This is a genomic window from Pseudescherichia sp. (assembly GCF_032052675.1).
Lineage (GTDB): Bacteria > Pseudomonadota > Gammaproteobacteria > Enterobacterales > Enterobacteriaceae > Pseudescherichia.
The window spans coordinates 65,800-91,075 of sequence record NZ_DAMBWA010000012.1 but is presented as its reverse complement, the minus strand read 5'-3'; the positions used below and the strand labels follow the sequence as shown (position 1 = coordinate 91,075).

Genomic DNA, 25,276 nt, shown 5'->3' with positions numbered 1-25,276 from the left:
TTTCTGTCTTAAGCACGCTCAGTGTTATTCCGAACAACTTGAGAGTGTGGTAGTCAGAGAGTTGAAGGCCCCAGGTAATGTTTCCATTGACCCGGGGCTACTCTCAAACACAACCCTAGCAGGTTGAGAGTAGCCTCTTACCCTTTTTTTTGCAAGGAGTAAAAGGCATGACGCCATTGAAATACGTGTTAGCCATTCTATTAGTGGTTTGTCTAACAATCCTGACCTTTGCTTTTATTAATCGCGGAAGGCTTTGCGAGCTTAATATTAAAAACGATCGTCAGGAGGTGGCGGCTAAATTAGCTTGTACAGCAGGTTAACTCAACGGGCGGGGTAACCCGCCCGGATTGCTAGAGTTGTGTCCTTAATGCACCCTTTTATAATTTTTATAAATACATTCACACCATGTGGATAATAAAAAAACCCGCCGAAGCGGGTTTTTTAGTAATAAATAACGACTACTGATTGGCCGTGCTATTAAATTTGCCCAGCGTCTCACGCTCGTAGGCCAGCGCTTTTTGGCTGTCGAATTTGCGTTCCCACTTGGCAATTACCAGCACCGCCAGCGCGTTACCCACCACGTTCAGCGCGGTACGGGCCATATCGAGGATACGGTCAACGCCTGCGATAAACGCCAGCCCTTCCAGCGGGATCCCCACGCTGCCCAGGGTCGCCAGCAGCACCACAAACGACACGCCCGGTACGCCAGCGATGCCTTTCGAGGTCACCATCAGCGTCAGCACCAGGATAATCTCCTGGCCCAGAGAGAGGTCAATGCCGTAGAGCTGGGCGATAAAGATAGCGGCGATGCTCTGATAGAGCGTAGAGCCGTCAAGGTTAAAGGAGTAACCGGTCGGCACCACGAAGCTGGTGATAGACGCCGGTGCGCCGTAGGCCTCCATCTTCTCAATGATACGCGGCAGCACGCTCTCAGAGCTGGCGGTAGAGTAGGCCAGGATCAGCTCGTCCTTCAGGATGCGGATCAGCGTCCAGATGCTCAGCTTGCACATCCGCGCCACCGCGCCCAGCACCACCAGGGCAAAGAACAGGATCGCCATGTAGACCAGGATAACCAGCTTCGCGAGCGGCCATAGCGAGGCAAAGCCGAAGTTGGCCACCGTCACCGAGATCAGGGCAAACACGCCAATCGGCGCGTAGCGCATCACCATATGAGTGACTTTAAACATGGTCTCTGAAATAGAGCGGAACACGGTCACCAGCGGATCGCGGTGCGCAGCAGGCAGTGACGACAGCCCGAGGCCAAACAGCACCGAGAAGAAGATGATCGGCAGCATATCGCCCTTCGCCATAGAGGCGACGATATTCGTCGGCACCAGCGAGAGAATGGTACCCATTAGCCCGTGGGCATGGCTCTGCACTTCCGCCGTGGTGCTCTGATATTTTGAAATATCCACCGTCGCCAGCTGCGTCATATCAATGCCCGCTCCCGGCTGGAACACGTTCGCCAGCGTGATACCCAGCACGATGGCAACGGTAGTGATGATTTCAAAATAGAGAATGGTTTTAACACCGATACGGCCAAGCTGTTTCGCGTCGCCCACCCCTGCGATGCCCACAACCAGCGTGGAGATCACAATCGGAACCACAATCATCTTGATCAGGTGGATAAAGATATCCCCTGCCGGTGAGAGCAGGTTTGCAATCAGCCACTCACGGCTATCGCTTTGGTAATGCAGGAAACTACCCAGCAGAATACCCAGCACAAGGGCCAGCAAAATCTGCCAGGCCAGGCTGACTTTCAAATTTTTCATAACTACAGACGTCCTCAATGAAGCACCATTCCGTGTACCGGAGCGATACATACTGAAAGGGGTGTGATTAGCGTTGCTTAGTCAAGCGGGGTTTTTTAACGCGCATTATCAGTACCATTTGCATGGTATCAAGTGCAACCCTTTAAGATGAGGGTCTTTCACCGCAAAAGTGCATAAGAAGCGCCTTTTATCCCATACTTATTGCATAACTATATGTTATGGATAAGCTTTTCATCACCTTTCCTGCAAACATCACTAATAGTGATTATTTCCCTTCAAAGATTCATTTGCTGAATTTTCAACCATTCAAACAATGCGTGATCTTCCGCCCAAAAAGTAAACAAAGCCGTGCTTCACTCTTCCCTTAACGTTTCCGTGACATATCCTTAACATCTTACAAGGAGAACAAAAGCCATGAGCCAAATACATAAACACTCTGTTCCCGCCAATATCGCGGAAAATTGCCTGATTAACCCGGAGCAGTATGAGGCGAAATATCAGCAATCCGTCAGCGATCCCGACACCTTCTGGGGTGAAGAGGGCAAAATTCTTGACTGGATCCGACCTTATCAGAAGGTAAAAAATACCTCCTTCGCGCCGGGCAACGTCTCTATTAAATGGTATGAGGATGGCACGCTCAACCTGGCCGCCAACTGTCTCGACAGGCATCTGGCCGAGCGCGGCGACCAGACGGCCATTATCTGGGAAGGCGACGACGCCCAGCAGAGCAAACATATCTCCTGGCGCGAACTGCATGCCGACGTCTGCCGCTTCGCCAACGTCCTGCTGGCGCTTGGCATTAAAAAAGGTGACGTGGTGGCGATCTATATGCCGATGGTGCCGGAAGCGGCGGTAGCCATGCTCGCCTGCGCGCGTATCGGTGCCATTCACTCTGTAATCTTTGGCGGCTTCTCACCGGAAGCGGTAGCCGGGCGTATTATCGACTCCAGCTCGCGGCTGGTGATCACCGCCGACGAGGGCGTGCGTGCCGGGCGTAGCATCCCGCTGAAAAAGAACGTCGATGACGCGTTGAAGAACCCTAACGTGACCACGATCGAACACGTGGTGGTGCTCAAGCGTACCGGGGGCAACATTGAGTGGCAGGAGGAGCGCGATCTCTGGTGGAGCGACGTGATGGCGCAGGCCAGCAGCGAGCACCAGCCGGTGGAGATGAACGCGGAAGATCCGCTCTTTATTCTCTATACCTCTGGCTCTACCGGCAAGCCAAAAGGGGTGCTGCACACCACCGGTGGCTATCTGGTCTACGCCGCTACCACCTTTAAGTATGTCTTTGATTACCATCCGGGCGACATCTACTGGTGCACCGCCGACGTGGGCTGGGTTACCGGCCACAGCTATCTGCTCTACGGTCCGCTGGCCTGTGGGGCAACAACTCTGATGTTCGAGGGCGTGCCGAACTGGCCGACCCCGGCGCGCATGGCGCAGGTGGTTGATAAGCATCAGGTAAATATTCTCTATACCGCGCCGACGGCGATCCGTGCCCTGATGGCGGAAGGCGACAAGGCGATTGACGGTACCGACCGCTCGTCGCTGCGCATCCTCGGCTCGGTAGGTGAACCGATCAACCCGGAAGCCTGGGAGTGGTACTGGAAGAAGATTGGCAACGAGAAGTGCCCGGTCATCGACACCTGGTGGCAGACCGAAACCGGGGGCTTTATGATCGCTCCGCTGCCGGGCGCAACCGAGCTGAAAGCGGGCTCTGCGACCCGCCCCTTCTTTGGCGTTCAGCCTGCGCTGGTGGATAACGAAGGCACGCCGCTGGAGGGCGCCACCGAAGGCAACCTGGCGATAGTTGACTCCTGGCCTGGACAGGCACGCACGCTGTTTGGCGATCACGAGCGCTTCGAGCAGACCTACTTCTCGACCTTTAAAAATATGTACTTCAGCGGCGACGGTGCGCGGCGCGACGAGGACGGCTACTACTGGATCACCGGCCGCGTGGACGACGTGCTTAACGTCTCCGGCCATCGTCTCGGCACGGCGGAGATCGAATCTGCGCTGGTCTCACATCCAAAAATTGCCGAAGCGGCGGTAGTGGGCATCCCACACAACATCAAAGGTCAGGCGATCTACGCCTACGTCACGCTGAACCACGGTGAAGAGCCATCCCCGGCGCTCTACACCGAAGTACGCAACTGGGTACGCAAAGAGATCGGCCCGCTGGCCACGCCGGACGTGCTGCACTGGACCGACTCGCTGCCGAAAACGCGCTCTGGCAAAATCATGCGCCGTATCTTGCGCAAGATTGCCGCAGGGGACACCAGCAACCTCGGGGATACCTCAACGCTGGCCGATCCGGGCGTAGTGGAAAAACTGCTCGAAGAGAAGCAGGGTATCACCATGCCGTCGTAACGATTCCATCCTCACCCTCTCCCGCATGGGAGAGGGAATTATAAAAACCCTCCCCTACAAAATACGTCTGGAGACTCTGTGATGAATAACGATATTTGTCAGCAGATAGAGAGTAGTGCGCACTACAGGGAGCTCGTCGAAAAGCGGCAACGGTTTGCCTTTATCCTCTCCATCATCATGCTGATTATTTACGTCGGTTTTATTCTGTTGATCGCCTTCGCTCCTGGCTGGCTCGGTACCCCGCTCCACGCGGGAACCAGCGTGACGCGCGGCATTCCCATCGGCATTGGTGTCATTATCATTTCGTTCCTGCTGACCGGCGTCTATGTATGGCGCGCTAACGGGGAGTTCGACCGACTCAACAAGGCCGTTCTGCGCGAGGTAAAAGCATCATGAAACGTCTTCTGACGGCGCTTGCCGCCACGCTTCCTTTTGCTGCGAATGCAGCCGATGCTATCTCCGGTGCGGTACAGCGCCAGCCAACCAACTGGCAGGCGATTATCATGTTCCTCATCTTCGTGGTCCTGACGCTCTACATCACCTACTGGGCCTCAAAGCGCGTACGCTCGCGTAATGATTACTACACCGCAGGCGGCAATATTACTGGCTTCCAGAACGGGCTGGCGATCGCAGGTGACTTCATGTCCGCCGCCTCGTTCCTTGGTATCTCCGCGCTGGTCTATACCTCTGGCTACGACGGTCTGATCTACTCTCTCGGCTTCCTCGTCGGCTGGCCGATTATTCTGTTCTTGATCGCCGAACGCCTGCGTAACCTCGGACGCTTTACCTTTGCCGACGTCGCCTCCTACCGCCTGAAGCAGGGGCCGATTCGCATCCTTTCTGCCTGCGGCTCGCTGGTGGTGGTCGCGCTCTATCTGATTGCCCAGATGGTCGGCGCAGGCAAGCTGATCCAGCTGCTGTTCGGCCTCAACTACCACATTGCGGTGGTGCTGGTAGGCGTGCTGATGGTGATGTACGTGCTGTTCGGCGGCATGCTGGCCACGACATGGGTACAGATTATCAAGGCGGTGCTGCTGCTGTTTGGTGCCAGCTTTATGGCCTTTATGGTCATGAAGCATGTCGGCTTCAGCTTCAATAACCTGTTCAGCGAAGCGATGGCGGTACATCCGAAAGGGGAAGCCATCATGAGTCCCGGCGGGCTGGTGAAGGATCCGATCTCTGCCCTCTCCCTCGGCCTGGGCCTGATGTTCGGTACCGCCGGGCTGCCGCATATCCTGATGCGCTTCTTTACCGTTAGCGACGCCCGCGAGGCGCGTAAGAGCGTCTTCTACGCTACCGGTTTTATGGGCTACTTCTATATCCTGACCTTTATTATCGGCTTTGGCGCGATCATGCTGGTCGGGGCTAACCCGGCGTTTAAAGACGCTGCGGGGGCGCTGATTGGCGGCAACAACATGGCGGCGGTGCATCTGGCTAACGCGGTAGGCGGGAACCTCTTCCTGGGCTTCATCTCCGCCGTGGCTTTCGCCACTATTCTGGCCGTGGTGGCCGGGCTGACGCTGGCGGGCGCATCGGCGGTGTCGCACGATCTCTATGCTAACGTCTTCCGCAAAGGTGCCTCCGAGCGCGACGAGCTGAGAGTGTCAAAAATTACCGTGCTGGTGCTTGGCGTAGTGGCGATCCTGCTCGGTATTCTGTTTGAGAACCAGAACATCGCCTTTATGGTGGGCCTGGCCTTCTCTATTGCCGCCAGCTGCAACTTCCCTATCATCCTGCTCTCTATGTACTGGTCGAAGCTGACTACCCGTGGCGCGATGATTGGCGGCTGGCTGGGTCTGCTGACTGCGGTAGTACTGATGATCCTCGGCCCCACTATCTGGGTACAGATCCTTGGGCATGAGAAAGCGATCTTCCCGTATGAGTACCCGGCACTCTTCTCTATTGCCGTGGCGTTCATCGGGATCTGGGTCTTCTCCGCTACCGATAACTCACCGGAGGGCAACCTGGAGCGTGAGAAATTCCGCGCCCAGTTTATCCGCTCGCAAACCGGACTGGGCATCGATCAAGGCCGCGCGCATTAATCCTTCTCTCCCCGGCCATTCTGGCCGGGGATCACAGTTCTCTCCCTGCAATCGCGATACAGTATCCCAATCTATTTGAAACGTTGTTTTAATATGAGAGGATGCGATGAAGCGATTTGCCCTTGTCGGAACCGGAGGACGGGCCGGGCTGTACATCTCTGCGATTGGCGGACAGTGGCGTGAAACGGCGCAGCTGGTGGCCTTTTGCGATACCAACCAGACGCGTATGGACTACGCTAATCAGCTGCTTCAGAGCAGCGATAGCGAGCCGGTACCAACGTGGAAAGCCGAGCAGTTTGACGCGATGATCCGTGAAACGCACCCGGATACCATTATTGTTACCACAATGGACCGCACTCACGATGAGTATATCGTGCGGGCGCTGCGCGCCGGATGCGACGTCATTACCGAAAAGCCGATGACCATTGATGAGCAGCGCGCCCTGCGTATCCTCGACGCTATCGAAGAGACGGGCCGCTGCGTGCGCGTAGCCTTTAACTACCGCTACGCCCCGCACCACAGCAAGGTACGCGAGCTGCTGATGAACGGCACCATTGGCGAGGTCTACTCGGTTCACTTTGAGTGGCTGCTTAACACCGAGCACGGCGCGGACTACTTCCGCCGCTGGCACCGGGAGAAGCGCAACAGCGGCGGCCTGCTGGTACATAAATCCACTCACCACTTTGACCTGATGAACTTCTGGCTGGGGAGCTATCCCGAGCGGGTCTACGCCGAGGGCGGGCTGCGCTTCTACGGGAAAGAGAATGCCGAGCGGCGGGGCGTCACGCAGTTCTATCCCCGCGCCCACGGCTATGCGCAGGCGAAAGCGGATCCCTTTGCATTACAGATGGCCGACAACCCCCAGCTGAAAGCGCTCTACCTCGACGCCGAGCATGAGGATAACTACTTCCGCGACCAGAGCGTATTCAGCGACGGCATTACCATCGAAGACACTCTGTCGGTGCTGGTGAAGTACCAGAACCGGGTGCAACTGACCTACTCCCTGAATGCCTATCTGCCCTGGGAGGGCTTGAACGTGGTGTTTAACGGCAGCGCGGGGCGGCTAGAGATGAAGCTGGTGGAGAAGTCTTACGTTAACGCCGGCGGCGCACGCGAGAATGAAGGAAGCCTGGAGGGGTGCGATATCACGGTCTTCCCGATGTTTGCCGCACCCTGGAAGGCGGAGTTCAGCGTTGGCGAAGGCGGCCACGGCGGCGGAGATAACGCCATGCTGGCGGATCTGTTCGGCGAGCCAGGAGACGATCCGCTCAAGCGCGCCGCTGACCACCGGGCGGGGGCGATGTCGATCCTCACCGGCATCGCCGGGAATATTTCGATGCAGCAGCAGCGCCCGGTCAACTTCCGCGAGTTTGAGCTGGTTTCCCGGCTGAAGTAGACCTCACGCCGCTGGTCAGAACATGATCCGCGCGACCAGCGGCGCAATCAACACCATCACCACGCCGGAGAGCATCATTACCAGGCTGGCCACAACGCCCTCCTGCTGGCCCAGCTCATAGGAGCGCGCCGTCCCTGCCCCGTGCGAGGCTGCGCCAAAGCCAGCCCCTTTCGCCATGCCTTCCCGAATGGCGAGGCGCAGAAACAGCATATCCCCTACCGCCATACCGAAGACGCCCGTGACCACCACAAACAGCGCCACCAGATCCGGCTGGCCTCCCAGCGGCCCGGCGGCGGCCAGCGCAAAGGGCGTGGTCACTGAACGCACCGCCAGGCTGCGCTGGATCTCATCCGGCAGGGTAAACAGACGCGCCAGCCATACCGAGCTGGTTACCGCCACCACCGTCGCGGTGAGGGTCCCGGCGGTGAGCGACATCCAGTGACGCTTGATCAGCGCCAGGTTGTCATAGACCGGCACGGCAAAGGCGATGGTCGCCGGACCGAGCAGCCACAGCAGCCAGTGCGTCTCGCCCATGTAGTTCTGGTAGGAGATATGACCAAACACCAGCATCAGCACCAGCACAATCGGCGTGCAGACCAGCGGCATCAGCGGCAGCGTGCGAAAGCGGCGATAGAGCCTTTTATTGGCGAAGTAGATGAGTAGCGTGACGGCCAGACAGACCAGGCCCAGGTGAAAATCAGTCATGGCCGCTGCCTGCGAAGCTCGTAGCGGTAGACCTTATCCACCACCCAGGCCGTTGCGCCAAGGACCATTAGCGTACTGAGGGCGATGACGGCGAAAATGCGCCAGCCGTCGATCAGCAGCAGCTGGGCGTAGTTCACCACCGCCACCACCGCAGGCACAAAAAAGAGCAGCATCTCTGCCAGCAGCCAGCTTGCTCCTGCCCGCACCCACTTCAGGGGAACGATCCGGCACGTCACCAGCGCAAGCAGAATCATCATGCCTACCAGGTTAGCAGGCAGCGGCAGGCTGAGCCACTGTACAAGGTGCTGGGCCACGACAAAGAGTCCGGCATAGAGCAGCACCTGCAGCGGAATTTGCAGCCGCCGCACAAGAGCAGGCGTAACACGGCTTAACGCCACGTCCATTAGGGTATGTCCATGAAATGTGATGGGAGACACAGTATAGAGAGCCACTACGCGGGGTTGAAATGAATTAAACTCATCGCAGGCATAGTCTTCCGGAATACTTATCTTCCGGAATAACTGTTTAAAGGAATAGTCATGGATATCAGAACGCTGCGCTATTTTGTGGAGGTCGTGCGCCAGCAGAGTTTCACCCGTGCAGCGGAGCGGCTGTTCGTCACCCAGCCCACTATTAGCAAGATGCTGAAAAACCTGGAGGATGAGCTAAATACCACCCTGCTGATCCGCGACGGACGCAGGCTGCTGCTCACCGATACCGGCCGGGTGGTCTTTGAACGTGGCCAGGCTATCCTTGGCGAGTTCCGCCAGCTGGAGGCCGAGCTGGATGATATCCAGCATCTCAACAAAGGTGTATTGCGGCTGGGCATACCGCCGATGGTAGGTATGCTGATGGCCGGGCCGATCGGCCTGTTTCGCCAGCGCTATCCCGGCGTGGAGTTAAAAATCGCTGAGTTTGGCGGCCTGACGGTTCAGCAGGCGGTCATGAACGGCGAGCTGGATCTGGCGATGACGGCGCTACCGGTAGAGGAGGAGAGCGCCTTGACCACCCTGCCGCTGTTTAGCCATCCGCTCTGCGTGTTGGTGCCCCGATCCGGCGACTGGCTGAAGTGCAAGGCGGTCTCCCCCGAGATGCTGGCCGACCATCCGCTGCTGATCTACAACGAGGACTTTGCCCTCAGCCAGCAGCTGATGCAGCTCTTCAACCGGCACGACGTGAAGCCGCGCATCGCCGTGCGCAGCGGCCAGTGGGATTTTCTGGCCGCGATGGTGCAGGCGGGGGTCGGCATTGCGATTTTGCCGGAGCCAATCTGTCAGCGGCTGGACAAGCAGACGCTGCGCTGGATCCCCTTGCAGAGTGATCTGCAGTGGCAGCTGGGGATGATCTGGCGGGAGGGGGTCTATCTGTCGCACAGCGCCCAGGCGTGGCTGGCGTGCTGCGAGGGGTTCTGGCTACCGCCGAACCTGGAAACGCCGGGTGGCGGCTTCGCCTGACCCGGCCTACAGACGACATCATGCCCCCATAGGCCCGGTAAGCGTAGCGCCACCGGGCAAGACAGCTACTTATTCTCGATGAGCAGTGCTTCCAGCAGGTCGAGATCGTGCAGCAGCTTCTGCATCGTCTCATTGCTGATCTGCCGCGTTGCGCGCAGGTGATAGAGCTCGGCGCGTTCGGAGCGCAGCGCCGCCAGACGGAAACGGCGCTCAAGGTTCTCCTCCTGCATCGATCCCTCAGTATCATTGCGTCCATCGGCCCGCCTACGCAGGTTACCGATCACCCGAGAGCTTACTTCGGTCAGCAGCTGGTTATCGATATTCTCCTCGCTGTTTGCCGCAAGCCGCTCCTGCATCTTCTGGATCGCCACAATCGCCACATCGGCAGTGACCGAACGTGCCAGCCGCTCCTCTTTCGCCTGCTGAATATGGTCGCCGACCTCCATATGCTGAAGCAGGATCGGCAGCATAACTACCCCCACAAACAGCGAGAAGAGGATCACCCCGGCAGCAAGAAACACCAGCTCGTAGCGGGCCGGGAAGACGTTACCGTCCGGCAGCAGCAGCGGGATAGAGAGCACGCCCGCGAGGGTAATCGCCCCACGTACCCCGGCGAAGGAGGCGATCAGCAGCTCACGGGTGCTCCACGAGCCGAACTCCATTGGCTTCTTCGTTAAGAAGCGCTGGCTGAACTTTTTCATCGTCCATAGCCAGCCGAAACGCACCAGCATCAGCGCGGCATAGATCAGCACGATGTCGGTAAACAGCATCCAGGTTTCAACGTTCGGGTCGGCCTCGGCGGCCACCAGCGAGGACTCAAGGATCCCCGGCAGCTGCAGGCCCAGCAGCAGGAACACCATGCCGTTAAAGACAAACTCCAGCATTGACCAGGTACTGTTGGCCCGCAGACGCATTGCCAGCGGCGCGCGGCGCATCACCCCGGAGCGGGTAATGGTCATCCCTGCCGCCACGGCGGCCAGAATGCCCGAGAAGCCAATATGTTCCGCAATCAGGTAGGAGGCAAACGGCAGCAGGAACAGCAGCACGATCTGCGTCGCGGGCTCATCGCCGCCCCAGCGGCTGAGAAAGCGCAGCGAGCGGCCGTACAGCCAGCTGACGATAAAGCCCGCTAAAATGCCGCCCACGGCCACCTTGAGGAACTCTACCGAGGCCCCGCCGACGGTAAACACCATCGTGCCCATCGCTACCGCAACGGCAAACTTCAGCGATACCAGGCCGGAGGCGTCGTTCATTAACGCCTCGCCCTGCAAAATGCCCATGATTTTTTTCGGGATGCGCCCCTCCCCAACGATGCCGGAGAGCGCCACGGCGTCGGTTGGCGAGAGCACGGCCGCCAGCGCTAACGCCGGGACCAGCGGAATGCCCGGCACGATCCAGTAGATGAGAAAGCCGATGCCAACGACGGTGACCAGCACCAGCGCCAGCGCGAGACCGAGGATCTCCCGTCCGTGTTCAAGGAACTCCCGCGTCGGCGTTTTCCAGCCGTCGGCGAACAGCAGCGGCGGGATAAAGAGCACCAGAAACAGCTCTGGATCGAACTCAACGTGCAGGCCAAACGTTGGCAGCGCCAGCATCGCGCCGATGGCAATCTGCATCAGCGGTAGCGGGATCTGGAACGGTAGAACCCGTGTGATGACGCCGGAGAGAGAGACCACAAGGGTCATGATGAGGATGGTAAAGAATATTTCCATGCGTTCCCTGTTTGCGATGTTTTTTATATCGAGAGGTGACGAACGATGACGAGGCATCATGCCTCTCATAATAGAACATGCAGGTTAACGCAAAGGAAACAAGATGTGCCTTAAAAAACAAAATGGGCGGCCAATGCCGCCCATTTTAAGGAGCTGAAAGGCTTAGATTGCCCAGCCGCCCGCGTAGAAAGCCACCAGCGCGATGGCGATCGCCACGGTACCGATATTCAGGCGACGCCATTCGCCAGAGACGATACGGCCAATCACCAGCGAGGCGAAGCCAATCATGATGCCGGTAACGATGTTACAGGTCAGCACGATAAAGACGGCGGTGATCAGACCGGCCATCGCATCAACGAAATCGGCAAAGTCGATTTTTGCCACGTTGCTGAGCATCAGCAGGCCAACGTACATCAGCGCCGGAGCGGTCGCGTAGGCCGGGACCAGGTAGGAGAGCGGAGACAGGAACAGGATCAGCAGGAACAGCACGCCAACGGTGATCGCCGTCAGGCCAGTTTTACCCCCCGCCGCCGTACCGGCCGCCGATTCGATATAGACCGCTGCCGGGGCTGCGCCCACCAGGCCAGAGAAGACGCTGCTCAGGGAGTCAGTGGTCAGCGCTTTGCCGCCGTCGATAATCTGGCCATCTTTATCCAGCAGGTTTGCCTGCCCGGCTACCGCGCGGATAGTCCCGGTGGCATCAAACACCGCCGTCATCACCAGCGCCAGCACGCTTGGCAGCACCAGCGGGTTCAGCGCGCCAACGATATCCAGGCTGCCGATCAGGGAGTTACCTTTATCGTCGCTCAGCGACGGCATGGCAAAAATCCCAGAGAAGTGTACGGCCGGATCGAAAATCAGGCCCACAATCGACACCCCAATGATGGTCAGCAGGATGCCGCCCGGTACCTTCAGCTTCTCGAGGCCGATAATTACCGCCAGGCCAATCAGAGACATCATCACCGGGAAGCTGTCGAAGTTGCCCAGCGCCACCGGCAGCCCTTCAATCGGGTTTTTCACCACCAGACCGACGCCGTTGGCGGCGATCAGCAGCAGGAACAGGCCAATACCGATCCCGGTGCCGTGCGCCACGCCCTGCGGCAGGTTGCGCAGGATCCAGCTACGAATGCCGGTGGCGGAGATCACGGTAAACAGCACGCCCATCAGGAACACGGCACCCAGGGCAACCGGGACGCTGATCTGCTGACCCAGCACCAGGCTGAACGCGGTAAAGGCGGTCAGTGAAATGGCGCAGCCAATCGCCAGCGGCAGGTTCGCCCACAGCCCCATGACGATAGAGCCGACGCCGGCAACCAGACAGGTAGCAACAAACACCGCGGCGGGTGGGAAGCCCGCTTTTCCTAACATGCCTGGAACAACGATGACGGAGTAGACCATCGCGAGGAAGGTGGTTAACCCGGCGACCACTTCCTGACGGACGGTACTGCCACGAGCAGAAATTTTAAACAAAGCGTCAAGCGAACCGCCGGTACGCGCTGAAGGCGTAGACATAGAAAACATCCCCTGAAGAGTTTTATTTTTCGTTGTTTAGCGTGGTGGACAATCCACTGCCCGTTAAACGTCATCATTCCGAAACAGGTTGTGGCTAAGCAGAGCCACAAAAAGCAAACGTTTAACTCCGCGCAAACAGAACGGCTGTAAAAAAGGCAAACGATTATCTAGTCTTCACAGGGGGTATTTCAACTTAACTTTACGGGTTTTTACTAAATTTCGCTTATGACGGCGAAAAACCAGGCAGAGGATGCGCAAACGTTATCGTCTATGCGCAACCTTGCAACATTTTTCGCCAGACTCCTGCCCGAGGGCTAGCAGCCATCATTTTTTAGAATAATTACGCGCCGGGCAGTTCGAAAGGGCCGCCCTGGGCAATGGCGCGCTGCCAGGACGGGCGATCTTCAACCCGCATCTTCCACGCCTGCAGGTTGGGTAGATGATCGACACCGCCGCGTGCCAGCAGGGCAAATACCGGGAAGCTCATCTGAATATCCGCCATGCTGGGGTGCTCGCCGGTGAACCACGGCTGGCTGCCGAGCTGTGACTCAATGTAGCGGGCATGGGTTTCGAGCTGCTTATTAAGCCAGGCCTTCTGTACTCCCTCACCCAGCGCCTTGCCAAGCGTGCGCAGGCCAAAAGGTACCGGCGGTTTACCAAGGCTGCCAAACACCAGCTTCATGAGCAGAAGCGGCATCAACGATCCTTCGGCATAGTGCAGCCAGAAACGGTACTGGAGCTTTTGCTGCGTATCCGTCGGCTTAAGCTGGCCACGGGTGTCATAGGTCTCCTGAAGGTGTTCAAGGATTGCGCCCGATTCAGCTATGATCGTGCCGTTATCATCCAGCACCGGCGATTTTCCCAGCGGATGCACTCTCTTCAGCGCCTCCGGCGCCATCATGGTTTTTTCGCGCTGGTAGCGCACAATCTGGTAGGGCAGACCCAGCTCTTCAAGCGCCCAAAGCACACGCTGCGAACGCGACTGGTTAAGATGATGTACAGTGATCACGGATGTCTCCTGTTATGGATGTGAGATAAGGCCTTGTCAGGCTTGCCCTCTCCTCTCCTAACTATAGAAAATTGCAGATGATCCGCGAAAAATTTCGGCAAAACTGGCGGCGATCCCGCTGGTAATCCGGGCCGGGTGGCATAGACTAAAAGTGTCGACACAAACCGGAACCTCAACAACGCGTTCGAGCGAGGGGTGTCGATGTCGGGGGAAACCCTCCTGTAAAATGAGCGGGATAGAGTGAAAGACAAAGACCGGAAATAACTAAAGCGCCCTTGTGGCGCTTTAGTTTTATTTGTCGTTAACCTCATCCTCTAGCAGGCGGGCACCTGTCCCCTGCTCTCCCAGCCTGTCGCCCGGGTTACGCAGTGGGCAGTCGCTACGCGACAGGCAGCCGCAGCCGATACAGCCGTTAAGATCGTCCCGTAGCGCCTCCAGGGTATGGATACGTCTGTCCAGCTCTTCTCGCCACTGAGAGGAGAGCTGCTCCCACGTTTTCGCATTCAGCGTATGGCCCGCCGGCAGCACGCTCAAGGCTTCGCCGATGGTCGCCAGCGGGATACCGATGCGCTGGGCAATCTTAATGATGGCAACGTAGCGCAGCACGTCACGGGTATAACGCCGCTGGTTACCCTCGTTACGTACGCTCTTAATCAGGCCTTTACTCTCATAAAAGTGCAGGGCCGAAACGGCGACCCCGCTACGCCTTGCCACTTCGCCTGGCGTCAGCATCGCTTTAATACGCGGCAATTTCTTTTCCATAAAGCTCTTTACCTCAAGTTAACTTGAGGAATTATACTCCGCTTCAGACCAAACGACGACTTCAGCACTGAAAAAGAGGCAGCAGTATGTCCCATCAGCAAATTATTCAAACGCTTATTGAATGGATTGATGAACATATCGACCAACCCCTGAACATTGATGTAGTGGCGCAGAAATCTGGCTATTCCAAGTGGTATTTACAGCGGATGTTTCGTGCGGTGACTCACCAGACGCTCGGAGACTATATCCGCCAGCGGCGCCTGCTGATGGCGGCAGAAGCGCTACGTACTACGCAGCGGCCGATCTTTGATATTGCGATGGAGCTAGGGTATGTGTCGCAGCAGACCTTTTCCCGCGTGTTTCGCCGGGAGTTTGACCGGACGCCGAGCGATTACCGGCATCAGATGTAGCATGAGCGGATCAGCGCAGAGGTTGCCGGAGCCACTCCATGAAATCCTGCGGTGACAGCGCTTTCGCGAAGTACCAGCCCTGGCAATACTGCACGCCACGTTTTAGCAGCCAGGTCACCTGCTCTGAGGTTTCCACGCCTTCGGCAATAATCTTGAGACGTAAGCTTTGTGCCATCTCAATGATGTGTTCAGCAATCAGGTGACTGGTGCTGTTGGTAGTCAGCGTGTCGATAAAGGATTTGTCGATTTTAAGAATATCGACGTTCAGCGAATATAAATTGTGCAGGTTAGAATAACCGGTGCCAAAATCATCAATCGCTACTTCATATCCGGCCTGGCGGAAGGCCTGGATAACCGGCGTTGTTTTCGGTACATCAATAAATCCGCGCTCGGTAACCTCAATCTTAATCTGCTGTGCCTTGACGGCATGCTGCTGGGCTTTATCGGAAATTAACGCTATCAGGCGAGAGGAGTGGAAGTCCGAAGCGGATAAGTTAATTGAAATATAGAGTTGTGGGTTTTCTGATAAGAAACGGCCTAAATCGGCGAAGACCTCCTCAACGGCATAATCGGTCACCCGTTCAATCAGCCCCTCTTTTTCCGCCAGCGGTATAAATTCCGCCGGGCTCATCACCGGCCCTTCAAAACCTGGCCAGCGTAACAGCGCCTCAGCCCCTACGCACTGTCCGGTTTTAATATCAATAATAGGTTGATAGTTGAGCCGCAGCTGGCGTTTTAACAAGGCGCGATGCAAAAGACGCCGCGGTGAATTAAATTCCTGCTGGGTTCGGGACCACATGAGCAGAATAATAATGCTGCAAATCATCCCCAGCGGCAGAGTGAGCGTTGCCTGGTGATAGAGAAACTGAAAATAGCGATCGCTGGAGGTTGAGACAATAATTGCTATAGGACGCTTTTCCGAGTGGGCAATGGTATAGAAGCGACCATCCTGCTGAAAGGTAAAGTCGTTGTTCTGCACCAGACCTGCCAGTACCCGGACATCCGCCGTCGGGCTTACCGAGAAGAACCCCTTGGTGATCGTGTCATATATGCCGTAGGCCAGCGAGCGATCGTCTGACATGACTTCGCTGTAGGCCAGCGGGTTAACGACCATTGCATAATGGCCGCGCTGCATATAGACCATCTTATAGCCAGCGTAAAACGGCGTGTCACGGTAATAATAGTTGGAGATATCCGGAGCATGGCTATATTCCGCTGCGTGAATAATATAGGGTTCGGCGGGTGCCATTGAGGTGGAGCATAAAAAGCGATTGCCGTTGGCGTATATTATATCAGCAACGTAGAGCTGCCCGCGGATAATATTGAGCATATTATAGCGATGCGCCGGCGAACAGATCCTGCCGTTAAATTTCTCTGCTTCACTACGGGCCATATCAACATGCTGGATAACCCGCTCGGTCTTATCCAGCGCCAGCTGGGCAAATGAACGCAGCTGTATGCCGGTCTCTTTAACGGCGCGGATGTGAGCAAACCATAGCGCCAGCATCACAGGCAGCAAAACTACCATGATGATCCCGACAATCCTTAGCGCCTTGCGGCGTGCGCTATGATTCATTTCTGCCCTATATCCCTGCTTTATGTGTGCCTGCATTGACAGCAGGAAGCTTTGATAAACAGGTGATTACGTTGCATGAATCATTCGACATTAGCAACCGACTTTTATCATTAAAAACCTAATATTTGGTTATGACGATAATATTTGTCCGTAAGCCAAACTAAAAGTGTTCGCCCTGTTTATATTAAGGAAAATAATTATCCAGCTACGGTTGAGGGTTTTCCGTTAACGCAACAGAGGATCGCTGATTAAGCCAAACTGCCAGAGTGATAAAAAAAGGATATCCCCTGCGTTTATTTTTTCGTCTGTGGGAGTGAGTATTGAACGAATAATGTTCGCTCCGTATACCGTTTCCCCATTAGATAAAAAGCGGGCCATTAAACGCAGCGCATAGCGAGAAGTTGGTCGCATAGCTATGCATTCTCGCCTCTATTCCCCTGCTCTTTTTAAGGTCAAAAAGCGTTCAAAAATGCCGTTTCGGAACTGGCGAATAAAAGAGCAAATGTGATATAGTTCACATATCTTATGAAACAAAAAGAACGTTTCATTATATCCCGTCAGTCCCTGCGAGCCTCACCCCAACGAAAGCGGCCCGCAGACGTGTGAGGTTACAAGCTATGGCCACTTTTACGACTAGCGTTGTTCTGCTTCGCTGGCAACTCGTGAGCGCGATCCTGATGTTTTTAGCCAGCTCGCTGAACATCAGGTTCCGTAAATCCGACTATATTGGACTGGCGATCGTCAGCAGCGGTCTCGGCCTCGTGGCGGCCTGCTGGTTCGCCACGGGACTGCTCGGCATTACTCTGGTTGACGTTGCCTCTGTCTGGCATAACATCAAAAGCGTAATGGTTGAAGTTGCCAGCCATACGCCGCCGGAGTGGCCTATGGTGATGACCTGATTTACCTCATCCCTCAGCAAGCTGGTCACTGACCGTGACCAGCGGGATTTTTACCCTATTTACGCCATCAGTCTGGCCTGCCCTGATACGCGAATCGCGCTCCCTGGTTCATCCTTGATCTCTGCGCGAATAAGAGAGCGCATTCCCATATCCTCACCCTGGATAATTTCGATCGCTCCACCGTGCGGCCAGTTAATATCCCGCAAATAGCCAGCAAACGCCGCAGAGGAGGCCCCGGTCGCGGGATCCTCATAGACGCCGCCATAGGCGAAGGGATTACGCGTATGAAATAGCTGCTCTCCCTCCGTATACACCAGCAGAATGGTTACCCAGCCATAGGTCTGCATCAGCGCTCTTCCCTGGGCAAGCTCATAGTGCATAGCGGCAAGCGCAGTACGCTCTTTTAACGGCAGCACCAGATGATCCGCGCCGCCGTGAATAAGCGCAGGGGGAATGCGGGGATCTAAATCTGCAGCGGTATAGCCAAAAAGCCGCAGCGCTTTTTCAACTATCTCTTCCGAGGCTGGCTGGCTTTTCGTCGCCGGGGATTGCAGCGCCGCCTGCCAGGCTCCTGAGCTATCCTGCCAGCCTGACACCACAATATCTGCCTGATTCAGCTGCAGTTTATACTCCCCCTCGCCAAAGCGCTTCGCTAACGCAACGCCTGTGGCGATAGTTGCATGGCCGCAAAAAGGTACCTCTGCTGCGGGCGAGAAGTAACGTACCCGCCAGTGATAAATATCACTATCAGGAATGGGAGCGGCAAATGCCGTCTCAGAAAAACCGACCTCTGCAGCGATACGCTGCATTTCTTCTGCGGCAGGTAGTGTGTCGCCTATCCAGACACCCGCAGGATTACCGCCTGCCCCACTATCAGAGAATGCTGCGATGCGTGTTAATTCAGGAACCAGCTCTGCCATACCCTCTCCCATCTGTTGCGTTTGCGTTTATTGTTGTCTGTTCTTATCGCTATTTATATCGCCTTAACCTATCAATAAAAACAAAAAACCCCGACGCGTCGGGGTTTTTTATATCGCTTACGCTGGGTCAGCGCGCACTCAGAACGGGATGTCGTCGTCGAAGTCCATCGGCGGCTCGTTAGACGGTGCCGGAGCGGACTGCTGCGGACGCTGCTGTGCGCCGCCGCTGAACTGGTTCTGGTTACCACCCTGCGGCTGCTGAGGCTGACCCCAACCACCCTGCTGGCCGCCGCCCTGCTGACCGCCTGCCGGTGCGCCGCCGCCCTGACGGCCGCCGAGCATCTGCATGGTGCCGCCCACGTTCACCACCACCTCAGTGGTGTATTTTTCCGCGCCGGACTGATCGGTCCATTTGCGGGTACGCAGGGAGCCTTCGATGTAGACCTGAGAACCTTTACGCAGATACTCACCGGCCACCTCGGCCAGTTTGCCAAACAGCACAACCCGGTGCCATTCGGTCTGCTCTTTCATCTCGCCGGTCGCTTTATCACGCCAGGATTCGGAAGTAGCCAGCGTAATGTTGGCTACTGCGCCCCCATTCGGCATGTAGCGTACTTCCGGGTCCTGGCCCAGATTACCGACGAGAATCACCTTGTTTACGCCTCTGCTGGCCATGATTGTCTCTCCTGAATACGTTTCTTAGTCTCAATAGTGTAAGCGCGCGATTGTAACTTACCAAGCGACGCTTTGATACATTGCGGGGAGGATTCCAGTAATCCGCCCGCCGTGCGTTATTTTCGCACAAATGCGCCCGGGATGCATTCCTATACTGTATATCCATTCAGGTTTTTTTGTGTCATAATTAACCGTTTCAGTTCAGTTCGCCGGATGTCCTTCAAACATACCGAGCGCCGAGTCTCTTACCGGGAAAGGTGAATGGATAAGATAGAAGTACGGGGCGCGCGCACCCACAATCTCAAGAATATCAACCTCGTTATCCCACGCGACAAGCTGATTGTCGTCACCGGACTTTCAGGTTCAGGTAAATCATCCCTGGCTTTCGACACCCTCTATGCCGAAGGTCAGCGTCGCTACGTTGAATCGCTCTCCGCCTATGCGCGCCAGTTCCTGTCGTTGATGGAAAAGCCGGATGTCGATCACATCGAAGGGCTGTCACCGGCGATCTCTATTGAGCAGAAGTCGACCTCGCACAACCCACGCTCCACGGTTGGTACCATTACCGAGATCCACGACTACCTGCGCCTGCTGTTTGCCCGCGTAGGCGAGCCGCGCTGCCCGGACCACAACGTGCCGCTGGATGCGCAGACCGTCAGCCAGATGGTGGATAACGTGCTGTCGCAGCCGGAAGGCAAGCGCCTGATGCTGCTTGCGCCGATTATCAAAGAGCGTAAGGGCGAGCACACCAAGACGCTGGAGAACCTGGCAAGCCAGGGGTATATCCGCGCCCGTATTGATGGTGAAGTGTGCGACCTCTCAGATCCGCCGAGCCTTGAACTGCATAAAAAACATACTATCGAAGTGGTTATCGACCGCTTTAAGGTGCGGGACGATCTGACCCAGCGCCTGGCCGAGTCGTTTGAAACCGCGCTGGATCTCTCCGGCGGGACGGCGATTGTCGCCGATATGGACGATGATAAGGTCGAAGAGCTGCTCTTCTCGGCCAACTTTGCCTGTCCGATCTGCGGCTACAGCATGAACGAGCTGGAACCGCGCATGTTCTCCTTCAACAACCCGGCCGGTGCCTGCCCGACCTGTGACGGCCTGGGCGTACAGCAATATTTCGATCCGGATCGCGTGATCCAGAACCCGGAGCTGTCGCTGTCCGGCGGCGCGATCCGCGGCTGGGATCGCCGTAACTTCTACTATTTCCAGATGTTGCGCTCGCTGGCGGATCACTACAAGTTTGACGTTGATGCCTCTTGGGAGAGCCTGAGCGCGTCGGTGCAAAAAGTGGTGCTGTTCGGCTCCGGCAAAGAGAGCATCGAATTTAAGTACATGAACGATCGCGGCGACACCTCCGTGCGCCGTCATCCGTTTGAAGGCGTCCTGCACAACATGGAGCGCCGCTACAAAGAGACCGAATCCAGCGCGGTACGCGAAGAGCTGGCGAAGTTTATCAGCAACCGTCCGTGCGCCTCCTGCGACGGCACGCGCCTGCGTCGTGAAGCGCGCCACGTCTTTGTTGAGAATACGCCGCTGCCGGCGATCTCTGACATGAGCATCGGTCACGCGATGGACTTCTTCAACAACCTTAAGCTGGCCGGCCAGCGGGCGAAGATCGCCGAGAAGGTGCTGAAGGAGATTGGCGACCGCCTGAAATTCCTGGTGAACGTCGGCCTCAACTACCTGACTCTCTCCCGCTCGGCGGAGACGCTCTCCGGCGGTGAAGCGCAGCGTATTCGTCTGGCGAGCCAGATCGGTGCCGGTCTGGTTGGGGTAATGTACGTGCTGGATGAGCCGTCTATCGGCCTGCACCAGCGCGACAACGAACGCCTGCTGGGCACGCTGATCCACCTGCGCGACCTCGGCAACACGGTGATTGTGGTTGAGCATGATGAAGACGCGATCCGCGCCGCCGACCACGTGATTGATATCGGTCCAGGCGCAGGGGTCCACGGTGGTCAGGTGGTGGCGGAAGGCCCGCTGGATGCCATCATGGCGGTGCCGGAGTCGTTAACCGGGCAGTTTATGAGCGGCAAGCGGCAGATCGCCGTGCCGAAAGAGCGCGTGCCTGCCGATCCGTCGAAGGTGCTGAAGCTCTCCGGCGCACGCGGTAACAACCTGAAGGATGTGACGCTGACCCTGCCGGTAGGCCTGTTTACCTGTATCACTGGCGTCTCGGGCTCGGGTAAATCGACCCTGATCAACGACACCCTGTTCCCGATTGCCCAGCGTCAGCTTAACGGCGCGACCATCGCCGAGCCGGCACCCTACCGTGAGGTTCAGGGTCTGGAGCACTTCGACAAGGTGATCGATATTGACCAGAGCCCGATTGGCCGTACTCCGCGCTCAAACCCGGCGACCTATACCGGCGTCTTTACGCCGGTGCGTGAGCTGTTTGCCGGCGTGCCGGAGTCTCGCTCGCGTGGCTATACGCCGGGACGTTTCAGCTTTAACGTGCGCGGCGGCCGCTGCGAGGCCTGTCAGGGTGACGGCGTGATCAAGGTAGAGATGCACTTCCTGCCGGATATCTACGTGCCGTGCGACCAGTGCAAAGGCAAACGCTATAACCGCGAAACGCTGGAGATCAAATACAAGGGCAAGAGCATCCACGAAGTGCTGGATATGACCATCGAAGAGGCGCGTGAGTTCTTTGATGCCGTTCCGGCGCTGGCGCGGAAGCTGCAAACCCTGATGGACGTGGGTCTCTCCTACATCCGTCTCGGCCAGTCTGCTACCACGCTCTCCGGCGGTGAGGCCCAGCGCGTGAAGCTGGCCCGTGAGCTGTCAAAACGCGGTACCGGTCAGACGCTCTATATTCTGGACGAGCCGACCACTGGCCTGCACTTTGCCGACATCCAGCAGCTGCTGGAAGTACTCCATCAGCTGCGGGATCAGGGCAACACCATCGTTGTCATTGAGCACAACCTCGACGTGATCAAGACGGCGGACTGGATTGTCGATCTCGGCCCGGAAGGGGGTAGCGGCGGCGGCGAAATCCTCGTCTCCGGCACGCCGGAAACGGTTGCAGAGTGCGAAGCCTCGCACACTGCCCGCTTCCTTAAACCGATGCTGAAATAGCTAGACGGAAAGCTGCTGCCTGATTGCGTCAGGCAGCGCTTCAACCGCCAGCTTGTAGGACGCATCCACCAGGTAGTAAATCTGCGAATCCGGCAGGGATCCATCGAGAAAGACCGTGCTCCAGTGCGCCTTATTCAGACGTGCACTTGGCCGCACGTCTGCATTTTCGCTGCGCAGCAGCTCGGCCAGCTCTGGACTGGTTTTCAGCGATACCGCCGGGCGGTTATCAACGTCATGCACCATCGCAAATAGTACGTCTGCCACTTTGATCTGCGTCGCCTTCCAGTCGCTGTGTACGCTCTGCTCCGCGCCTGGTTTACCCATGCAGTAGGGCAGCAGTTCCGAATTGATCATTTCTCTTCCCCTTGTAGTGTTGCGATGATTTTACGTGACCCACCGTGAATGCGGTGTTCTCCCAACCAGATGCCCTGCCACGTTCCCAGCTGTACGCGCCCGTTCTGCACCGGCAGCAGCAGCGATACGCCAAGCGTGGAAGATTTGATATGGGAAGGCATATCGTCCGGCCCCTCAGCGTCATGCTCGTAGCGGGCGCTGTCCGGCACGGCCTGCAGAAAGTGCTGCTCCATATCGTGACGCACGGTGGGATCGCAGTTTTCATTCAGCGTGAGGGAGGCGGAGGTGTGCTGTAGCAGGAGGTGTAACAAACCCGTTTTGATGTGAGCGAGGGAGGGAATTTGCTCCAGCACCTCGTCCGTCACCAGATGGAAACCGCGTGGCTTTGCGCCAAGCCTGAGAGTTTGTTGATACCACATAGACTGCTCCAGAGTTATTTCACCTGATGCTAAGTGTGTAACACGTAGGGCAGAACAGCCAGAAAACGGAGAAAATAAGGCAACCTGGCGATTGCCTTTTGCCGATCAATACTCGGAGTTGGCAATGACCTCTTCGCCATACATTCCCGCCTGCGGCAGTGGCCGGTAGGTGGAGTTAGCGGCCCGCAGCACGCGGATGCCTCGCGCACTCACTTCCCGAGCGGCGCGGATGTCGTTATCCGAGTCGCCGTAGAACATCTTGATGTGCTTATCCTGCAGCCACTGGGTCTTGGTATTCTGACCCGGCTGGTCCCCGGCAAAGATCACCGGATTCATATTTTCGGCGGGGATCTGGAAATCATCCTGCAGCGTCTTTGAAACGGTCTCGGTCTTTGTCTGGCTGCGTCCGGTGAGGAAGTAGATAGCGTCGCCGCGCTTGACGTGCATGGCGATCAGCGCCCGCGCCACCTCTTTGGGAATGCTGAACTCATCCCAACCGTTGTTCATCTTCTCCCAGAAGGCGGGATTGTGCAGATACGCTTCGCTCTGTGGAGAGAAGAGTTCTTTGCCGCGCCAGAAGCCCGGGCTGGAGAAGAGCACCGTATCATCAATATCAAACCCAACGGCCATCGGCGGTCGGCCCTGAAGGCTATTTTCAATCTGTGCAACCGAGACCCAATGAATGGGCGCTTGTTCAGCCAGTTTCGCGACGTTAGTTCCGGGATAGAGCGGCGAAGGTGAGGAGGCGTGCGCGTTGGCAGCGCCCACGGCAAACAGAAGACAGAATGCACTGAGCGCGAGGGGTATCTTACGCATATTCATCCTTAAATATTAGAATTAGGCAGAATTTTCCCCGGCCTTGCGCCGGGGAAGGCGCGTATTATGCCATCACTGCGGCAAAGGCCTGTGCGACGCGGTGCACATTACTGCTATTCAGGCCGGCAAGGCACATACGGCCGCTGGCGATCAGGTAGACACCCAACTCCTCACGCAGGCGGGTAACCTGCGCTGCGCTAAGACCGGTATAGCTGAACATGCCGCGCTGCTGCAGCAGATAGTCAAAGTTATGGCCCGGCACTGCCTCGCGCAGAACGTTCACCAGCTCCTGGCGCATAGCGGAGATACGCAGGCGCATCGCTTCAACTTCCGCCAGCCACTGCGCTTTCAGGGTCGCGTCACCCAGTACGGTCGCCACCAGCTGTGCGCCAAAGTTTGGCGGACTGGAGTAGTTGCGGCGTACGGTTGCTTTCAGCTGTCCCAGCACGCGCCCGGCGGTGTCGGCATCGTCACAAACGATAGACAGACCGCCGACGCGCTCGCCGTAGAGAGAGAAGATCTTCGAGAAGGAGTTGCTCACCAGCGCTGGCAGACCGGCATCGGCGATGGCGCGAATCGCGTAGGCATCCTCTTCCATTCCGGCACCGAAGCCCTGATAGGCGATGTCGAGGAACGGGATCAGCTCGCGCGCTTTAAGTACCTCTATCACCGCGTCCCACTGAGGATTGGTCAGGTCAGCCCCGGTTGGGTTATGACAGCACGGATGTAGCAGAACGATGCTGCGGGCCGGTAGGCTTTGCAGTTTTTCCAGCAGCGCGTTTACGCGTACGCCGTTGGTTTCGCTATCAAACCACGGGTAAGTACTTACTTCGAATCCAGCGCCTTCAAAGATGGCGATGTGGTTTTCCCAGGTCGGATCGCTGACCCAGACGCCGGATTCTGGGAAGTAGCGCTTCAGGAAGTCAGCCCCCACCTTCAGCGCGCCGGAGCCGCCGAGAGTCTGGATAGTCGCTACGCGGTTCGCCTTCAGTACCGGATGTTCAGCGCCAAACAGCAGCGGCGCGATGGTGTGACGGTAGCCCGGCAGGCCCTCCATCGGCAGATAGAGCGATGCGCCATGCGGCTGGGCGTTCAGGCGTGCTTCTGCTTCGGCAACGGCCTGAAGCTGAGGGATCAGGCCATCTTCGTTGTAGTAGAGGCCGATGCTAAGATTTACCTTATCGCTACGGGGATCTTCTTTGAAACGCTCCATCAGCGTCAGAATGGGGTCGCCAGCGTAGGCGTCAACTTTTTGAAACACGCGGTGGTTCTCCAGATTTACAGGCGGGGGTGTTAAACACAATAAACCGGAAGCAGGAGAAGGTCGAGAGGATGTTCAAACGAATTGCTGGGGCGTTCTGTAGGCCCGGTGAGCGCAGCGCC

At 57.0% G+C, this 25,276-nt stretch carries 23 protein-coding genes; 9 read left to right on the top strand and 14 right to left on the bottom strand.

Going from position 1 to position 25,276, the window contains the following annotated elements:
• Positions 1 to 167 precede the first annotated feature (167 nt).
• The gene (locus RTX96_RS15990; RefSeq protein ID WP_312671541.1) at positions 168 to 320 is read left to right on the top strand and encodes a Hok/Gef family protein; all 153 of its coding nucleotides are present in this window, start codon (positions 168 to 170) and stop codon (positions 318 to 320) included.
• Positions 321 to 458: 138 nt separating this feature from the next.
• Here RTX96_RS15990 and gltP read toward each other — a convergent pair whose 3' ends face one another.
• On the bottom strand, positions 459 to 1,772 hold the full coding sequence (gene gltP, locus RTX96_RS15985; protein ID WP_312671540.1) for a glutamate/aspartate:proton symporter GltP: 1,314 nt from the start codon (positions 1,770 to 1,772) through the stop codon (positions 459 to 461).
• A gap of 414 nt (positions 1,773 to 2,186) precedes the next feature.
• On the opposite strand from gltP, the gene acs reads away from it, so the two are divergent.
• From acs to RTX96_RS15965, 4 genes are all read left to right on the top strand, one after another.
• A complete protein-coding gene (gene acs / locus RTX96_RS15980) occupies positions 2,187 to 4,145 on the top strand; it encodes an acetate--CoA ligase (RefSeq protein ID WP_312671539.1) in 1,959 nt (652 codons plus the stop codon).
• 81 nt (positions 4,146 to 4,226) lie between these two features.
• Positions 4,227 to 4,541, top strand: coding sequence for a DUF485 domain-containing protein (locus RTX96_RS15975; RefSeq protein WP_103818703.1), 315 nt, complete (start codon positions 4,227 to 4,229; stop codon positions 4,539 to 4,541).
• Entirely contained in the window at positions 4,538 to 6,187 is a 1,650-nt protein-coding gene (actP, locus tag RTX96_RS15970) for a cation/acetate symporter ActP (RefSeq protein WP_103818704.1), read from the top strand. Before RTX96_RS15975 ends, actP begins: the two co-directional genes overlap by 4 nt.
• A 106-nt stretch (positions 6,188 to 6,293) precedes the next feature.
• Positions 6,294 to 7,583 carry a Gfo/Idh/MocA family oxidoreductase gene (locus RTX96_RS15965; protein WP_312671538.1) on the top strand — a complete coding sequence of 430 codons (1,290 nt, stop codon included), beginning with the start codon at positions 6,294 to 6,296 and terminating at the stop codon, positions 7,581 to 7,583.
• A 15-nt stretch (positions 7,584 to 7,598) separates the two neighbouring features.
• On the opposite strand, the gene RTX96_RS15960 is transcribed toward RTX96_RS15965, so the two are convergent.
• Both RTX96_RS15960 and RTX96_RS15955 read right to left on the bottom strand, forming a co-directional pair.
• On the bottom strand, positions 7,599 to 8,288 hold the full coding sequence (locus RTX96_RS15960) for an LrgB family protein (protein ID WP_103818706.1): 690 nt from the start codon (positions 8,286 to 8,288) through the stop codon (positions 7,599 to 7,601).
• Entirely contained in the window at positions 8,285 to 8,692 is a 408-nt protein-coding gene (locus RTX96_RS15955; protein ID WP_103818707.1) for a CidA/LrgA family protein, read from the bottom strand. The genes RTX96_RS15960 and RTX96_RS15955 overlap by 4 nt, the downstream gene beginning before the upstream one ends.
• A gap of 135 nt (positions 8,693 to 8,827) precedes the next feature.
• Here RTX96_RS15955 and RTX96_RS15950 point away from each other — a divergent pair, with 135 nt between their 5' ends.
• Positions 8,828 to 9,742 (top strand): LysR family transcriptional regulator, encoded by a 915-nt coding sequence (locus RTX96_RS15950; protein WP_103818708.1) that lies wholly within the window; start codon positions 8,828 to 8,830, stop codon positions 9,740 to 9,742.
• 65 nt (positions 9,743 to 9,807) lie between these two features.
• Here RTX96_RS15950 and RTX96_RS15945 read toward each other — a convergent pair whose 3' ends face one another.
• The 4 genes from RTX96_RS15945 to soxR form a co-directional block, all read right to left on the bottom strand.
• Complete coding sequence (locus RTX96_RS15945; protein ID WP_103818709.1) at positions 9,808 to 11,454, bottom strand: Na+/H+ antiporter; 1,647 nt, start codon at positions 11,452 to 11,454, stop codon at positions 9,808 to 9,810.
• 162 nt (positions 11,455 to 11,616) lie between these two features.
• A complete protein-coding gene (locus tag RTX96_RS15940) occupies positions 11,617 to 12,966 on the bottom strand; it encodes an NCS2 family permease (protein WP_103818710.1) in 1,350 nt (449 codons plus the stop codon).
• 340 nt (positions 12,967 to 13,306) lie between these two features.
• On the bottom strand, positions 13,307 to 13,975 hold the full coding sequence (locus tag RTX96_RS15935) for a glutathione S-transferase (protein ID WP_312671537.1): 669 nt from the start codon (positions 13,973 to 13,975) through the stop codon (positions 13,307 to 13,309).
• Positions 13,976 to 14,266: 291 nt separating this feature from the next.
• A complete protein-coding gene (soxR, locus tag RTX96_RS15930; RefSeq protein ID WP_103818712.1) occupies positions 14,267 to 14,737 on the bottom strand; it encodes a redox-sensitive transcriptional activator SoxR in 471 nt (156 codons plus the stop codon).
• A gap of 86 nt (positions 14,738 to 14,823) precedes the next feature.
• On the opposite strand from soxR, the gene soxS reads away from it, so the two are divergent.
• Positions 14,824 to 15,147: a superoxide response transcriptional regulator SoxS gene (soxS, locus tag RTX96_RS15925; protein WP_103818713.1), complete on the top strand. Its 324-nt coding sequence runs from the start codon at positions 14,824 to 14,826 to the stop codon at positions 15,145 to 15,147.
• Between the two features lie 10 nt (positions 15,148 to 15,157).
• Here soxS and RTX96_RS15920 read toward each other — a convergent pair whose 3' ends face one another.
• Positions 15,158 to 16,723, bottom strand: coding sequence for an EAL domain-containing protein (locus RTX96_RS15920; protein WP_312671536.1), 1,566 nt, complete (start codon positions 16,721 to 16,723; stop codon positions 15,158 to 15,160).
• A 617-nt stretch (positions 16,724 to 17,340) separates the two neighbouring features.
• On the opposite strand from RTX96_RS15920, the gene RTX96_RS15915 reads away from it, so the two are divergent.
• Entirely contained in the window at positions 17,341 to 17,622 is a 282-nt protein-coding gene (locus RTX96_RS15915) for a YjcB family protein (protein ID WP_103818715.1), read from the top strand.
• A gap of 59 nt (positions 17,623 to 17,681) precedes the next feature.
• On the opposite strand, the gene RTX96_RS15910 is transcribed toward RTX96_RS15915, so the two are convergent.
• Together RTX96_RS15910 and ssb1 are read right to left on the bottom strand one after the other, a co-directional pair.
• Entirely contained in the window at positions 17,682 to 18,542 is an 861-nt protein-coding gene (locus RTX96_RS15910) for a PhzF family phenazine biosynthesis protein (RefSeq protein WP_312671535.1), read from the bottom strand.
• A 138-nt stretch (positions 18,543 to 18,680) separates the two neighbouring features.
• A complete protein-coding gene (gene ssb1, locus RTX96_RS15905; protein ID WP_103818716.1) occupies positions 18,681 to 19,217 on the bottom strand; it encodes a single-stranded DNA-binding protein SSB1 in 537 nt (178 codons plus the stop codon).
• 261 nt (positions 19,218 to 19,478) lie between these two features.
• Here ssb1 and uvrA point away from each other — a divergent pair, with 261 nt between their 5' ends.
• Entirely contained in the window at positions 19,479 to 22,304 is a 2,826-nt protein-coding gene (gene uvrA, locus RTX96_RS15900; RefSeq protein WP_312671534.1) for an excinuclease ABC subunit UvrA, read from the top strand.
• Here uvrA and RTX96_RS15895 read toward each other — a convergent pair whose 3' ends face one another.
• From RTX96_RS15895 to tyrB, 4 genes are all read right to left on the bottom strand, one after another.
• Positions 22,305 to 22,658: an MmcQ/YjbR family DNA-binding protein gene (locus tag RTX96_RS15895; RefSeq protein WP_103818718.1), complete on the bottom strand. Its 354-nt coding sequence runs from the start codon at positions 22,656 to 22,658 to the stop codon at positions 22,305 to 22,307. It abuts the gene before it with no gap.
• Positions 22,655 to 23,077 carry a secondary thiamine-phosphate synthase enzyme YjbQ gene (locus tag RTX96_RS15890; RefSeq protein ID WP_312671533.1) on the bottom strand — a complete coding sequence of 141 codons (423 nt, stop codon included), beginning with the start codon at positions 23,075 to 23,077 and terminating at the stop codon, positions 22,655 to 22,657. The genes RTX96_RS15895 and RTX96_RS15890 overlap by 4 nt, the downstream gene beginning before the upstream one ends.
• A gap of 105 nt (positions 23,078 to 23,182) precedes the next feature.
• Positions 23,183 to 23,893, bottom strand: coding sequence for an acid phosphatase AphA (aphA, locus tag RTX96_RS15885; RefSeq protein ID WP_312671532.1), 711 nt, complete (start codon positions 23,891 to 23,893; stop codon positions 23,183 to 23,185).
• Between the two features lie 64 nt (positions 23,894 to 23,957).
• Positions 23,958 to 25,154 (bottom strand): aromatic amino acid transaminase, encoded by a 1,197-nt coding sequence (gene tyrB / locus RTX96_RS15880; RefSeq protein ID WP_312671531.1) that lies wholly within the window; start codon positions 25,152 to 25,154, stop codon positions 23,958 to 23,960.
• Positions 25,155 to 25,276 lie beyond the last annotated feature (122 nt).